Annotated in this window: 16 protein-coding genes; 7 read left to right on the top strand and 9 right to left on the bottom strand. The window is 44.6% G+C overall.

Going from position 1 to position 14,469, the window contains the following annotated elements:
• Positions 1-51: 51 nt before the first annotated feature.
• Positions 52-1,179 carry a serine hydrolase domain-containing protein gene (locus KJ365_RS10675; RefSeq protein WP_250884161.1) on the top strand — a complete coding sequence of 376 codons (1,128 nt, stop codon included), beginning with the start codon at positions 52-54 and terminating at the stop codon, positions 1,177-1,179.
• Between the two features lie 70 nt (positions 1,180-1,249).
• Positions 1,250-2,443 (top strand): GGDEF domain-containing protein, encoded by a 1,194-nt coding sequence (locus tag KJ365_RS10680; protein WP_214451643.1) that lies wholly within the window; start codon positions 1,250-1,252, stop codon positions 2,441-2,443.
• A gap of 5 nt (positions 2,444-2,448) precedes the next feature.
• Here KJ365_RS10680 and speA read toward each other — a convergent pair whose 3' ends face one another.
• Positions 2,449-4,392 carry a biosynthetic arginine decarboxylase gene (gene speA, locus KJ365_RS10685; RefSeq protein ID WP_214451644.1) on the bottom strand — a complete coding sequence of 648 codons (1,944 nt, stop codon included), beginning with the start codon at positions 4,390-4,392 and terminating at the stop codon, positions 2,449-2,451.
• 249 nt (positions 4,393-4,641) lie between these two features.
• On the opposite strand from speA, the gene KJ365_RS10690 reads away from it, so the two are divergent.
• The gene (locus tag KJ365_RS10690) at positions 4,642-5,619 is read left to right on the top strand and encodes a GGDEF domain-containing response regulator (RefSeq protein WP_214451645.1); all 978 of its coding nucleotides are present in this window, start codon (positions 4,642-4,644) and stop codon (positions 5,617-5,619) included.
• A 16-nt stretch (positions 5,620-5,635) separates the two neighbouring features.
• On the opposite strand, the gene KJ365_RS10695 is transcribed toward KJ365_RS10690, so the two are convergent.
• From KJ365_RS10695 to KJ365_RS10715, 5 genes are all read right to left on the bottom strand, one after another.
• Complete coding sequence (locus tag KJ365_RS10695; RefSeq protein ID WP_352109385.1) at positions 5,636-6,496, bottom strand: hypothetical protein; 861 nt, start codon at positions 6,494-6,496, stop codon at positions 5,636-5,638.
• 94 nt (positions 6,497-6,590) lie between these two features.
• Positions 6,591-7,493, bottom strand: a complete 903-nt coding sequence (locus tag KJ365_RS10700; protein ID WP_214451647.1) for a MipA/OmpV family protein — start codon at positions 7,491-7,493, stop codon at positions 6,591-6,593.
• A gap of 98 nt (positions 7,494-7,591) precedes the next feature.
• On the bottom strand, positions 7,592-8,035 hold the full coding sequence (locus KJ365_RS10705; protein ID WP_214451648.1) for a VOC family protein: 444 nt from the start codon (positions 8,033-8,035) through the stop codon (positions 7,592-7,594).
• A gap of 30 nt (positions 8,036-8,065) precedes the next feature.
• On the bottom strand, positions 8,066-8,311 hold the full coding sequence (locus KJ365_RS10710) for a TIGR02647 family protein (RefSeq protein ID WP_214451649.1): 246 nt from the start codon (positions 8,309-8,311) through the stop codon (positions 8,066-8,068).
• Positions 8,312-8,419: 108 nt separating this feature from the next.
• Positions 8,420-8,980, bottom strand: a complete 561-nt coding sequence (locus KJ365_RS10715; protein ID WP_214451650.1) for a GspH/FimT family pseudopilin — start codon at positions 8,978-8,980, stop codon at positions 8,420-8,422.
• 242 nt (positions 8,981-9,222) lie between these two features.
• Here KJ365_RS10715 and KJ365_RS10720 point away from each other — a divergent pair, with 242 nt between their 5' ends.
• The 4 genes from KJ365_RS10720 to KJ365_RS10735 all read left to right on the top strand — a co-directional run bounded on the left by KJ365_RS10720 (position 9,223) and on the right by KJ365_RS10735 (position 11,277).
• Positions 9,223-10,239, top strand: a complete 1,017-nt coding sequence (locus KJ365_RS10720) for a sodium-dependent bicarbonate transport family permease (protein ID WP_214451651.1) — start codon at positions 9,223-9,225, stop codon at positions 10,237-10,239.
• A gap of 23 nt (positions 10,240-10,262) precedes the next feature.
• On the top strand, positions 10,263-10,577 hold the full coding sequence (locus KJ365_RS10725; protein WP_214451652.1) for a P-II family nitrogen regulator: 315 nt from the start codon (positions 10,263-10,265) through the stop codon (positions 10,575-10,577).
• Between the two features lie 64 nt (positions 10,578-10,641).
• Positions 10,642-11,112 (top strand): YybH family protein, encoded by a 471-nt coding sequence (locus KJ365_RS10730; RefSeq protein WP_214451653.1) that lies wholly within the window; start codon positions 10,642-10,644, stop codon positions 11,110-11,112.
• Positions 11,113-11,139: 27 nt separating this feature from the next.
• Entirely contained in the window at positions 11,140-11,277 is a 138-nt protein-coding gene (locus tag KJ365_RS10735; RefSeq protein WP_214451654.1) for a hypothetical protein, read from the top strand.
• A gap of 159 nt (positions 11,278-11,436) precedes the next feature.
• Here KJ365_RS10735 and KJ365_RS10740 read toward each other — a convergent pair whose 3' ends face one another.
• The 3 genes from KJ365_RS10740 to KJ365_RS10750 form a co-directional block, all read right to left on the bottom strand.
• Entirely contained in the window at positions 11,437-11,808 is a 372-nt protein-coding gene (locus tag KJ365_RS10740) for a nuclear transport factor 2 family protein (RefSeq protein ID WP_214451655.1), read from the bottom strand.
• Between the two features lie 258 nt (positions 11,809-12,066).
• Positions 12,067-12,738 carry a YoaK family protein gene (locus tag KJ365_RS10745; protein WP_352109387.1) on the bottom strand — a complete coding sequence of 224 codons (672 nt, stop codon included), beginning with the start codon at positions 12,736-12,738 and terminating at the stop codon, positions 12,067-12,069.
• 76 nt (positions 12,739-12,814) lie between these two features.
• Entirely contained in the window at positions 12,815-14,134 is a 1,320-nt protein-coding gene (locus KJ365_RS10750) for a metal-dependent hydrolase family protein (RefSeq protein WP_214451656.1), read from the bottom strand.
• Positions 14,135-14,469: the final 335 nt, after the last annotated feature.

Here is a 14,469-nt window from a genome sequence, read left to right on the forward strand (position 1 = left end):
ACTATTTTATTGACAGACTAATCATATGCACAAAACAACAAAAAGAGTCGCATGAATCGAACCATCACGTCCTTTATCTTTGCTTTAAGCCTATACTTCATGTTGCCTAGTTTTGCTTGGGCCGAGATGTCGTGGGTAAACGATTTTGCTAATGATGTGCGTCAAGAGGCTCGTGATCGTAACATTCCTGGTTTTGTGTTTGTGGTGGTTGAAAAAGGCAAACCCGCCAAGTTTTACACCTTCGGACGCACTGAAAAACGTGGCGAAGCCATCAACAGTGATACCGTATTTCGACTGGCGTCGGTGTCTAAAACCTTTACCGCGGCGCTGATATCCGCTGAAAACCCCATTGCCTCTACCATTAGCTGGCAAACCCCCGTTTCAGCCCTCACACCAGAATATAATTTTGATAAATACCCCGATAAACCCCTGCTGCTGCGCCACATTATCGGCCAGTCAACGGGGTTTATGCCAAATGCATACGACAATCTGATTGAGGCGAATTATAAACGCCAACGTGTGCTTACAGAATTCACCAAGCTAGAACCGTTGTGTCAGCCAGGCTACTGTTATACCTATCAAAACGCATTGTTTGGAGTCATAGAAGAACACCTTCAGCAACGCGATACTTCTTACTCCCAACTGATGCAGATGCGCATATTCAAGCCCCTAAATATGTCGGCCAGCATTGGCAAAGAAGCACTGCAAAAATCTGAAAGCTGGGCTAAACCTCACGCCGCCATTGCCAGAAATCGATGGGCGAAAGTGAGGGTAAAAGACGATTATTATCGCTTCTCTCCAGCCGCGGGTATAAACGCCAGCGCAAGTGATATGGAAATTTGGTTACGGGCAATGTTGCTAGAATACCCTGACGTTATAACCGCCGATATGGTCACCGAAATGACTTTGCCACGCGTACAAACCAAAAATGAGCTAAACCGCCGAGCATGGCGTGGCCACCTAAAAAGCGCTCATTATGGACTTGGGTGGCGCGTATACAATTTTGACAATGTACAATTAAACTACCATGGTGGTTGGGTACAAGGATATCGTGCTGATGTGTCTTTCTCCCCTGAGCTAGGCATTGGATATGCATTTTTAATGAATGCTGAGAGTAACTTGATTAACGAAGTGACCGCTGAGTTTTGGGCAAAAGCCATCCGTTATCAAACCCCTTAATTTATTTATGTGTCGGCCGATATATTTTCGAGTATATTCATTAGTACAATCAAACCAATCTAGGTAAATTTTGACCCAAGAACATCAACCAACAAGCGTAGCGCAGAGAACTCAAAAGGATATTGTTGATCTAATTTTTGCGCCGGCAGGCAGCGTATTGATGGCACACGTGTGCACAATCAGTATTTACGGTTTTTGGTTGTATGGGGAGATTGCGTATCAAGCGTTGCTACCATGGTTAGTCTTCTCAGGTGTTATCTCAATGGCCAGATTCAGTCTCTCTGGAGCTTATCGTATCTATGCTGAAAACCGTTTTAGTCAGCGCATATGGCTGAATGCCTGGACTGCTTTAACCGTTTTATTGTCATTGTCATACGCCTATGCTGCCATAGTTCTCACCCCTCTAGATAAACCCGAGTTTGTGTTTGCAATGGGCCTACTGATCTTTGGATTATGTGGCGCAACGACGGTAAGTTACGCTGCCAGCGTTTACGCAATCGTGTGCATGGTCGTGCCCGTTTCAGCCTTAACCTCTGCATATTTATTATTTGAAGCACCTGACGAAAGAGCCATGGTAGTCGGCGTTGCTATCATTACATTTATGGTCATTTTGCTGTCGTTGATAAGAGGCGTAAATCGCGCATTTGTAAAATCGATCGAACTGAATTACCAAAATCAGCAAGAAATCGATAAGCGTAAACTGGTTGAACGCCAGCTTTATGATATTTCTCGCAGAGACTCGTTAACTAGCTTATTTAACCGGCGCTATTTTGATGAAGTGTTAGACACCGAGCTAGGCCGCGCGTATCGCAACCACACTGCATTATCGCTAGTGATGCTAGATGTCGACTATTTTAAAGAGTACAACGACCACTACGGCCACGTAGCAGGTGACAACTGCTTAATAGAAGTCGCGCAATTAATTCAGCAACAAGCCAATCGCAAAGGCGATTTAGTCGCACGATACGGCGGTGAAGAATTTGCGGTTATTTTGCCCGGCATCGATGCCAATGGCGCACTCGCATTTGCTAAACGCCTGCAAAAATATGTTGAAAGCAAGCGCTTAAAACACAGCACCACAAAGCTAACGACGCTCGATTGTGTGACCATAAGCGCCGGCGTAACCACCGTCGTTCCATTAATGAAACACTCTCCTGAACAGCTCATTTTGCAAGCCGATTCAGCCTTGTACCAAGCCAAAAAAGAAGGGCGCAATCGTGTTAAAGCATACGCCTCTTTAGGGTTTGACCAAGACCTAGTCTAACGGTATTACTTATTCGTGGTGTTCAAATAGGTATAGCCTGCCAAGCAATGCTCGTAGAAATCGGTCCATTTCACCCCTTCTCGAGGTTTAATATTCCCAGCTGCCACTTCTTTATCGATTAGCTTCTTAACGTCAATCGCCATGGCGCTTGGATGATACTGCATCACAGACAACACATGCTCTACACTCGAACCACGCACAAATTCTTCGATGTAAAAATCTTGGGGGTCATCATCGTGACTAAAAATGTGCACCTCATTCAAGCGGCCAAACAAATTGTGCATATCGCCCATCACATCTTGATAAGCACCAGTTAAAAACAAACCTAAGTAAAAAGGTTCTCCCGGGGTGATTTTAGGCATAGGAAGCACATGATCAATGGCGTGCTCGATAACAAACTTATCGATTTTTCCATCACTGTCACAGGTGATATCTACCAATGAACCGTCGTTGACGGGTGCATTTTCAAGCCCGGTAATGGGCACAACCGGCAAGATTTGATCAATCGCCCAACTATCTACCGCAGACTGGAAAATAGAAAAGTTGCATAGGTATTGCGACGATAGCGAGAAGTCTAGGGACTGCACTTCTTCTGGCACAAAATCACGGTCGGCGTAAAAATATTTAATCTTGCGCATGATTTGCCAATACAAAGTCTCAATTTTGCCAAGCTCTTCTAAACTGATTACGCGCAATTTAAACGCATCAGAAGCTTGCTCTTTATATTGGGTGGCATCGTTGTATGATTCTTGCAAATTGATATCGGCAGAAAGGTATTTAGCCAAATCACGCATATTCTTCAACAGAATATGGTCATTACTGCCTTCGCTAGTATCAAGCTGGGCACCGTCAGGTTTTATTTCGCCTACCACCTCGGTGATTACACAGCTATGGTGCGCAGTAATCGCTCTGCCGCTTTCGGTCACAATATGAGGATGAGGAACGCCCTCTAAGTCACATACTTCACGCATACCATAGATAACGTCAGCCACATATTCTTTAACACTGTAATTGCGCGAGGAGTCAGCTGTGGATTTACTGCCATCATAGTCAATGCCTAATCCACCTCCTACATCAACATATTTCAAGCCAAAGCCCATTTTGACAAGCTCTGAATATATGCGGGCGCTTTCATTTACTGCGTCTTTTATAGCGCGAATTTCAGGTAGCTGTGAGCCAATATGAAAATGCAATAACTGCAAGGTATCTGACATGCCTTCTTGCTCAAGTAAACGTGCCGCCTTGATGATTTCAGAAATGTTCAGTCCAAATTTAGCTCGCTCACCGCTTGAACCCTGCCATCTGCCTTGGCCTTTAGACTGCATTTTTGCGCGCAAGCCCACAATGGGCGAAATACCCATCTCTTTTGACACCTTGATTAGCAAGGTAAGCTCACTGAACTTTTCAATCACCACAACCACTTTACGGCCTAATTTACGCCCAAGAAGCGCGAGTTTGATGAACTCTTCATCTTTGTAGCCGTTGAGAATTGTCAACGAATTGGGGTTAGTGTTGTATGCCAGTACCGCGAGCAATTCGGGCTTAGAGCCCGCTTCAAGTCCGTAATCGTATGGCGCGCCGGCATCGACAATCTCTTCGACGACTTCGCGCATTTGGTTTACCTTAATTGGGTAAACGCCTCTGTATTTGCCTTGATAGCCTGCATCGGCAATTACTTCAGCAAAGGTTTCATTCAAGTTGACCACCTGCGAGCGCAACACATCGTGAAAGCGCACCACCACGGGAAATTGAATGTTTTCATCGCGGATCTCATCAATTACCGCCTTCAGATCGATGCGCACATTATGATGATGAGGTTCTGGAATGACATGCACGTGTCCATTTTGGCCAATTTCAAAATAACCACCGCCCCAACTAGATACGCCATAAACGCGCTCAGCATCCTCGATAGTCCATTTGTTTACGTCAGTTTGTGTGCTTTGACTCATTGCGCCACCCGTTATATTTCATAGCATGTCATTAAGGACGTGTATTATAGTCATAGATGATGTAGTTACTAGCTTTGCAACTCATCAATCCTAAAATAATTGATATATTTGCGTATTCTAAAAAAGACTTAATCTAGGTTTCGACGGTTTTCATTTGCCCCGCACTAAAAGCTAGTGTAATTTGTTATTGTCAAGACAACCACCATACGCAGTTAGTATGTGTTGAAAGCAACACAGGAGTGACTGGACATGGAAACAAAACAACATCAAAGTGAACCTCAAAAGCATCGCATCATGGTGATAGACACTGGCGAGCTTGAGCAGCAGCACTACTTCTCTGAACTAGCAAAACACTACTCTGTATCGTTTATTAACTCTACCGACCAAGCCTGGGAACTGTTAAACCGTGCACCATTGCCTGACGCTATCGTATTAGATGTATCCATCAGTGAAGCAGACAGCGCTGGGTTACAGTTTTGCCATCGAATTAAAGAAGCCCCAAGCTTTAACGATATCCCACGGGTATTTTTATCGGTGCTGATTGACCCGGTGATCAAAACTCAGGTTTTTGAACTTGGCTGTGCTGACTTTTTAGCGAAGCCTTTTGATAATGCTGAACTGTGTGCACGCCTGAATCACCATATTCATCAATATCACAAAACCAAAAAACTCGAATCACTTATTTACATTGACCCGTTGACGCATCTACCGAATGCGGCAAAATTCAATGAAGTTTTGCGCCAAGAGTGGTCACGTTGCGCAAGATATTGGCATCATTTGTCTTTGATATTTGTGCAGGTCAACAATACAGCCTTGATTAAACAAGATTATGGTTTAGATGAATACTATGCGGTCATTGCCAGCATGGCTGATGACTTGTGTAGCGTCGGCGCGAGGCCAGGCGATCTATTTGCATCACTGGATGACAACACGTTTGCGCTGCTTTTGTCTGATTGCAGCGTGCAAGGGGCGCAGCTCAAAGTATCGCAGATTCAAGACAAACTCGATCACCCACATTTTATGGCTAACCACCCTCATTCGGGCAAAAACATTGCTTGTACGGTTGCCTACACGGTAGCGGCGCCCGCCGGTGGCTCTTCTTGCGACGAGTTGATAAAGACGACTAAAGACTTGTTGATCCAAAGCGATGGCGATGTGTTTTCTACTGTACTTCACACCCCGTCAATTTTAGGGATTGATGGTATGGAGCAAAGCGTCAACCTATAACCGGTGGTTTGCGCGACTACGGTAGCTTCGACACAGGCACCAAATCGACTTGTGCGATAAACATGGGAGTTTGCTGATTTACGTAGCCAAAACATATAATGCGCTCGTTGCCGTTTTCAAGTGATACCGGACGTTTGATGAGGATATGCAAGGCATCGTTACTGCGCAGCTCCTTCAACTGGGCTTTATCCACACTTAAATGCTGGGAGGTATAGACCATTGGATGTTTGATGAGATCGTATTTTGCGGCCTGCGCTCGCTCTAATAGTGCTGACGAAATCAAAGATAAGGGGTACATCTGAGGAAAGGTCACCTTATTGGCAAACTCATCAATGTAATTGGTTTGGTCAGCAAAAGCGCTCAACAAAAAGTTTTTGGCATTGCCCACAATCATCCATTTGCGTTTTAAAAAGTATTCGCCGTCGGCAATAAAACTTCGGTCTGGCGATTCATGTAGCTCAGACAATAGCAGCTCTGGAAATTCAGGCGTTAAGGTAGGGAATTCACCGTCTCTTTTAAAGCCTACGATCGCGGGCTTGTTGTTCACTCGCAAACACACGCGACTTGAGTATTGCTTGCCATCTGGCGTATGGATGAGCCTACCTTTTTTAACCTCAGCCTCTAGTACATCGCCAAGTTTGATAATGTGCACAAAATTCAACTCAAAACTGCTGAAGCGGAGCATATCCACGGTAATATGAGGGCTGTTTTGCGGTAGGTGCGTTTCAATCACGCAACCAAGCTGAAACGCCAGAGAAATAGGACCTTTAAACGGATTGTTTCTCACCCACGACCAACGAAACTGATCATGAAACAGATTAAAATCGTCAGTGGAGTTGCGCGCCATATCAATGTGCACTTGAGAAAGGGTATACACTTCGCCTCCTGGGAGCATAAACAACCGCTAGTATGATGTGCTTTGCACACCTATAGTGGTTATCGTTCCCAGAAGGCTTTTGCTTGAATATTAATTACCAGTTAGCGTTTGTTTCGCTTTTATACAATCGCCACACAAACCCAGCGCCAATGCTGTAGGTAATATCATCTTCAAACAACGGGCTATCTTCATTCGCAGCACCCTGATGGAAGCGAAAGGAGCCGCCTAAGAACCCACGCATATTTTCCCGAATGGGAAATGAGAAACTCACGCCCAATTGCGCGCCTAAATATCCGCCTGATGCGTCATACAAGCCACGCTGACTGGTTACAAACGGCTCATCGACTTGGTAAAAATAATCATGCAGTTCTTCAGTCGCAAACACTAAACTCAAAGACGCATTTAATCCGGTGTTTTCAAACAGTCGTCCACGCTGCTGATAGGCAAGCTCCGGCTCAAACACATATCCTCTATCATCGATGCGGTCAAAGTCAGTTGAAAATACTGCGCGCGCCTGCATGCGCAAATTTAACCGTCCGTTTCCACCGCCTTCAAAATCAAAATCTTTCACGCGATATACAAGTTGAGGGCCAATTTCAAACAAGAAATCTAGCTCCGGCATGCCTTCTCGTGCAGTGTTCTCGTCACTATCGGCAGAAAATGCGCCGCCTAAGGAAATATCTATTTCCAAATTACGATCTTCTACAACCACCGCTCGGGCACCGCCTCCACCGCCAACACGAAATACATCTCCGCGGTAAATTAAATACGGCGCGGCTAGCGCAACAAAGTTTCGCTCTGATGATGCTGGGTAGTTAGGCACTTCCACAAAACCGCCACCTGCACCGAACTCCCATAGGGGCTGGCTTTCGTCTGCGGCTTCAAAACCGGTTAAATCTCTGTCTGGAGAGTCAATTTCTTCTGCTTGCGCAGAGGTGGCCGTTATCAACATTGCAGCAAGGACAGTTGTTATCGCGAATAAAGAATGACGAAGCATGGCGTTCCACTAAGGTAATAAAGTCTTGATTTATACCCCGCAGATACAAAAAAGGCACAATCATAAGTTGTGCCTTAGGTATGAAATTAACGCTTATGTTACCAAGAACCTTTATTTTCCATCGAGACCCAAGGCTCTTGAGGCGGCAGTGAGTCGCCAGCTTGTAGCAGCTCGATGGAAATACCATCGGGTGATTTTACAAAGGCCATGTGTCCGTCTCGTGGCGGGCGCAATATATCAACACCGTTATCCATTAAACGCTGGCATAATGCATAGATATCTTGCACACGATAGGCCAAATGGCCAAACGCCCTGCCATTACCATATTCCTCTTCACTATCCCAGTTGTAGGTAAGCTCAACGAGAGGAGCCTTTCGCTCTTTTGCCAACCCTAAATCATCGGGCGCTGACAAAAATACAAGGGTAAATTTACCTTTCTCATTTTCATAGCGATTGACCTCTACCAAGCCAAGTAAATCACAGAAAAAACGCAAGGTGTCGTCTAAATTACTGACGCGGATCATAGTATGAAGGTATTGCATGGTTACTCCTTCGTTATTGAACAGATTGGATTATTTTGCTTCGGTATTATTTAGTGCCTGTGCGACCACTTCTATACGAGCATGTAAGTCGTGACCTAAGTCGGTCAAATAGCCACCGTCGGCTTGGGTAACAATGCCTTTTTCGTACAGACGTTGCACTGCGGCCACCACTTCTTCACCCGCATCTTTATGGATCTTTATACCTTGTAGCAAACTGTCACTAGGGAACTTCAAAATAAGGTTAAGCTCATCGGTAAGCGCTTGATTAAACTGCATAGACTAATTCCTGTTAACGGATGAAAAGCAAGTCCCATACTAGCGTAGGTGTTTTCCTTTACACAAGGGAAATCATCGTTTAACTGCGAAGCGCAATATAGTCTTTGCTCAACACACCAAAGGATCGCCATTACCTTTTTCATGTATGCCATCTTGATTGCGATCTTCGCTGAGTCTAACGCGGCCTTGAAGACTCACAAATAGCGCGCGGTTGAGTTTTGGCACATCCCGCTCGGGGCAAATAACCAATGTTGCAGGGCTGCCAATCACGCCGTTTTCATAAAACCTAAGCGCTCGTCGAGGCCCTGTCATCGAAACCCCAGTACCTGTTTTTTGAGTGGCATAAATTAAGGCCTCATTTTCATCGCGTATGTTATTAAAATTGCGATCTGAAAAAAGCATCTTTGGCAAATTCCAATCTCGAAAGTCGCAGTCACGCAAATTATTTGTGGGGCATAAGCTGGTGCTTGTATGTTCGTCGATTGCATTGTAGCGAGTGTATTGCAGCACGCTACTGATGTGATTGACTTGCGCCGTTACTCGGCTTTTATCGATGATGTCAGCAGCACTGGGTATTACCGCGGTAAGGAGAATAGCCATGAGTGTAACCACAATCATTAGTTCTAGTAGCGTTGCTCCTTTCTGCCCAGCAAATGTAGATGAATTCACGATAATACCCTTTGTGTAAACCATTTAATTGATGGCTTAAGGATAAAAGTTTTGCTGATAGGTAAAAACTGGCCAACAGCCTAGATATCGTTTTGCGCACGTATTTATTTTCATTCTCGTAATATCATTTTTTGGTAAATCAGGGTTTTACGCTACACTATGTTTTTAATGTGCGTTAAGACAAAACCCTTTAGTTCACTATCATCACGTTTTGATAGCAATTGCAGGTTATATAATATCCTATGGAAGCACTTTCTGGCTTTATCAGTCTCATTTTGGCTGGGTTTCAAACACCCACGCTCGGTTTTTTACTCGGCGGCATGTTTATGGCCGCCATGGGCAGTCGCCTAAACATACCCGACCAAGTCTATAAATTTATTATCTTCGTGCTGCTGATGAAAATTGGCCTAAGAGGCGGCATGGAAATTCGCAATGCTAATTTGGCTGAGTTGCTTTTGCCTGCTTTTTTTGCCGTGTTAATTGGTGTCATTATTGTTTTCATCGGTAAAATCGCGTTAGCACGCTTGCCTGGCATTCGCCCTGTTGACGCTATCGCAACCGCTGGTTTATTTGGCGCCGTCTCCGCGTCTACCTTTGCAGCCGCCATGCTGCATTTAGATGATGTAGGCATGGAGTATGAGGCTTGGGTGTCGGCCCTGTATCCGTTTATGGATATCCCTGCCTTGGTATTGGCTATTGTACTTGGCCGCCTTGCAACGCAAAAAGAAGAACTCAAAAGTACCCACAAACATAAACGCAAAGAAGTAAACATCCGAGAAATTGTCATCGATAGCCTGCAGGGCTCTGCACTTTCTGCGTTGATTTTAGGTTTACTATTAGGCCTTCTTACCAAACCTGAGCCGGTTTATGAAAGCTTTTACAACCCAATGTTCCGCGGGTTCTTATCGATTCTGATGATCATTATGGGCATTGAAGCCTGGCAGCGACTGTCAGAGCTAAGACGCGTAGCACACTGGTATGCTGTGTATGCCGCGATCGCCCCGCTTTTGCACGGCGGCATCGCATTTGGCTTTGGTATTATCGCTCATCATCTCACCGGGTTTAGCCCCGGCGGCGTGGTATTGTTGGCGATTTTAGCCGCTTCAAGTTCAGATATTTCTGGCCCGCCAACCCTGCGCGCAGGCATTCCATCAGCCAATCCATCGGCCTTTATTGGCTCGTCGACCAGTATCGGTACGCCCATTTGTATTGCAATTGGGATCCCCTTATTCACAGAGCTCGCTACTATCGTTTTTTAGTTAGCGGGTAAAAAGGCATTACTATGAAACATCACGCAACACTCATATCAATCATGACAGAGAAGGTCTTTGAAGAAGAGATTCTTGAGGTACTTGAACAAGAAGGCGCCAAAGGCTATACCATTTTTGAAGGCGGCGGCAATGGCTCCTTTCATTTACATCCGGCGCAACATTTATCGATGGTTGATGAGTTTAGGATAGTCAAAATTGAAGTCATTGTGCTTGACCCCAATATGGCTGACCGGATTGCAACTCGCCTGATGGAAGAGTATTTTGAAGACCAACCGGGTATTGTTAGCCTCAGCGATGTGAAGGTGTTTCGTCAGCAGAAGTTTTAATTACGCAGCAGCTTTAACTATAACATGCGCATGGCTAAACATTTAAAAATACATAGGATATGTTATGCGATTACCAGCATTCTTAGTCGTAATATTAGCGCTTTTCACCCACCCTGCATTTGCCGAATTAAAATGTGATATCAATGAAGCCTCTGCCCAAGTTATGGAGCAACGAGAACGTTTCAATGATGCCATTATACAATCCGATATCGATACAATAGCCGCTATACTCAATGAAAACGTCACTCTTGTAACCGGCACAGATAGCGAGTTGTTTAATGGTAAACAAGCCCAGCTAGCTATTTGGCAAAGCGATTTTGATAGTCCAGAACCACCCACAATCTATATCCGCACGCCTCATTGTGTGGTCGTATCTAAACTTGGGAACATGGCCATGGAGTATGGTGATTGGAAAGGTAAACTAAATGGAAATACGCTTTTTTCAGGTAGCTACAATGCAAAATGGCGATACAGTGCGTTGGATCAGCAATGGATGTTGGATGCCGAAATTTATATGACATCTTATCTAAAATAGTGCACATTACAAACCACGCTAAATATTATGAGCGAGCGCAACATTGTGGTCGACCCCACAATCGTCATTCATGAATTTGCACTCACAGGCCGAAATGACGAAACACGCATTGGCATGCGTGACTATATTAAAAACATGCCCGTCAGAAGTGTATCCCGAATATAGCATCACGCCTTTTCCAATAAACCAACGGTCGTTATTGCGCAAGGCTCAGCGCAATAGCACCAAAGCACGCTCTAGCAATTAGGGGTTACTCATTCATAGCGCCTAATTGCTAGTCCTCCTATAATTAAAATTCTTTTCATAAAAGTACCTTTACGATGTTTATTCGTGTAAGAAAAACACCTTACTCATTATTTGCCACTGACCATCAATTTTAGCCAGTGTAAAAAAGTCGCTAAAACGATGCCCGGTCCAGTTATCAAGTTCGATGCGCACCGTTGCTGCGCTGCCTTCGATATCGATTTTTGGCGCTTGTGCGGTGAGATCTTTAGCAGGACCATTTTCAGTATGCCACTCATAAAACATCTCAATTGGACCTGCAAACAAATCGGGGCCCACATAACCACAAATGGTAGCTAACTCATGAAAGATAGGGCGCAGTGTATCGTTATTTCCTGTTTGACCGCCTTGCACATAGGCTTGCATGACTTTTTCTATCGCTTGTATATCTTCGCTTTGCATTGCATTGACCATACTTAATTTCCTTTTTTGTATTTGCTAGATAACGTAATAAACAATGTGCTATCAACCCCGCCTTAAGCGCTCAAAAAACACACGATACACCATGCATTAGCAAATACATAGTTTACTTACTAAAGTATCCACAGACATGATTTAATACTTATGATTTTGTTGACTTTCTTGAATTGTTTACGGCTTTATTTGCTCAAAATTGCAGTAGATTTACAAATCCCGACTCGTCGCTGGACGCATAGCTTTCCCGCAGAGGGTTCAATCAACTATCAAGTGTTTTCTTTGATATTGACGATAGACTAACGATAGAATCAAGCAAATAACAGTAGGTGCAAGCATAGCTCTGAACAAAAAGTATTCGAACAACACCGCACCGACAAAACCACCGGTTACAAAGCCCAAAATGATAAGAGAGAAAAGTATCGCTTTTCGCTTATCAAAGGCCTCCCCCCGCAAGGCGGCGCCAATCATAATGCCAAAGTCGGTAAAAATACCGGTAAGATGGGTTGTACGAATAACCGCGCCACTGTAAGTGGTGGCAAGTGCATTTTGCAGTCCGCACGCAGCGGTCGCAAACATAAGCCCCCAAAAAGAGCCCATGTTCAACATGACAAAGGCGATAAACAATAAGCAAGCCTCTAAAAACAAAGCGCTGTGATAACGGCGTGATAATTTTAAGCTGCTACCGTACAACATAAAACCAGAGATAGCCGCGCCAAGAGCAAACGCTAGCAATATACCAAGCAGTTGGATAATGGGCGTGAGTGTAAACTCAAAAAGCTCAATACCTAATGCAGTGGCAGAGCCAGAAACATGGGATACCGCTTGATGCTCAAAGCCTAGCAACCCAAGCGCATTTATCATGCCAGCGACAAAGGCCAGAACAAATGCGCCATATTCAATCCATTTAGGTAAAGATGAGATGGGCACGTAATCGCTCCATTAATACAAACATGTTTTACCTACTTCATAAGCAGCCGGATGCGTCAGGCATTACTTATCCATCTTAGCGATTAAGGTATACCTCGCCTTCCTTCATCACAAAATCTATATTTTTTAGCACAGCGATATCTTCTAAAGGGTTTGCTTTTACTGCAACAATATCTCCCCACTTACCCGCTTCAATACTGCCCAACTCATCGAGCTTACCGATGTTGTCGGCGCCGTTTATGGTGCCAGCTTTTATGGCCTCCATGGGTGTCATGCCACCCCAATTAACCAACAGTTCAAACTCCAATGCATTTTTGCCATGCTCAATCACGCCCGCATCTGTTGAGAGTGCGATATTTACTCCACCGTTATGCGCCTCCCGCACGTATTGTTTGCCTCTCGTGAGCGCCATTTCTGACTTTTCTCTTTGAATAGGTGTTAAAAAGCTATTCGGGTCATTAACAAGCGGCTCCATGCTTGCCCCTGCAGACAACGTGGGCGATAAGTATGCGCCGGTTTCAACAAACAGTTGAATACTCTCTTGGTTTAAAAATGTGCCATGCTCAATGGTATCGACCCCTGCCCGTAAAGCTGCATTGATCCCTTGCGCACCATGCGCATGAGCCGCCACTTTTACGCCCATTAAGTGCGCGGTATCGATAATGGCTTTTAACTCATCGTCAAAAAACTGCTGTTCTAAACCGGCAGCGCTTTCTGATAACACACCAGCAGTAGCAGTGAGTTTGATATGATCAGCGGTGCGACGAATTTGCTCACGGACGACTTTTCTGCATTCGCTCACACCATCGCAGATACCCGCGCTGCGAATTGCATCCGCTACTGATTGCTTGTAGGAATGCGTAATATCACCATGGCCACCATTTATGGAAATAGTATGGCCTGCAACGTATGTTCGCGGTCCAATAATGTCGCCATTGTTAATACCATCTCGAATAGCATAAATGGAATCGCCCGAAAATGCGCCCATGTCACGCACGGTGGTAAAACCGGCTAAAAGCGTATCTTTCGCGTATTTCGCACCCCGAATAGCAAAGTCAGCCTCAGACATTCTCACCCAATTCATCGACTCGTTTGACGCCATATATACAGTAAGGTGCACATGGCCATCAATAAATCCAGGCATCACAAAGTGGTCTTTTAAATCGTGTATTTCTAAAGTGTCTGAAGCACTGCGGTCAATACTCTGAGGGTCAATATAGCCCGGCTCAACGCTATGAACCCGGCCGTCTTTTAAAATTACGCTTTGTTCATTAGCCACAGGTTCACCGGGAATAGCCAGTAATTGACCCGCAAAAATCAAATCCCATTGAGCGGCATATACAATCGTTGATTGAAAGGCTAAAACAGCCAAACATACTGAAAGGAAGGTTTTCATACTCATGATCCATAATGGAATGTGTCGAGAAGGCATCATGACAGACATAACCACCATTATGATATTGGACTTTTGGCGCGTATCAAGCAGTTAAGCGATGCCTGCAAAACTGCGATAGCAAGAAAATCGTCAGCCATCCGGCTATGAGCGATAGTATCGCAAAATAAAACATCGTTTTTGAAAAGTACGCATCGGCAAACTCATCAAGCAAATAGCATCGCAAGGAACAAGACAACGAAAGCAATGCTTCACGATGTAAATAACTACCGAAATCATTATTGATGCTAGTCAAAGTGTTTTTTTTAACTTCTATTATATTAACGCTTATATTCGGC

This window comes from Glaciecola sp. XM2 (assembly GCF_018595715.1).
Classification (GTDB): Bacteria; Pseudomonadota; Gammaproteobacteria; order Enterobacterales; family Alteromonadaceae; genus Glaciecola.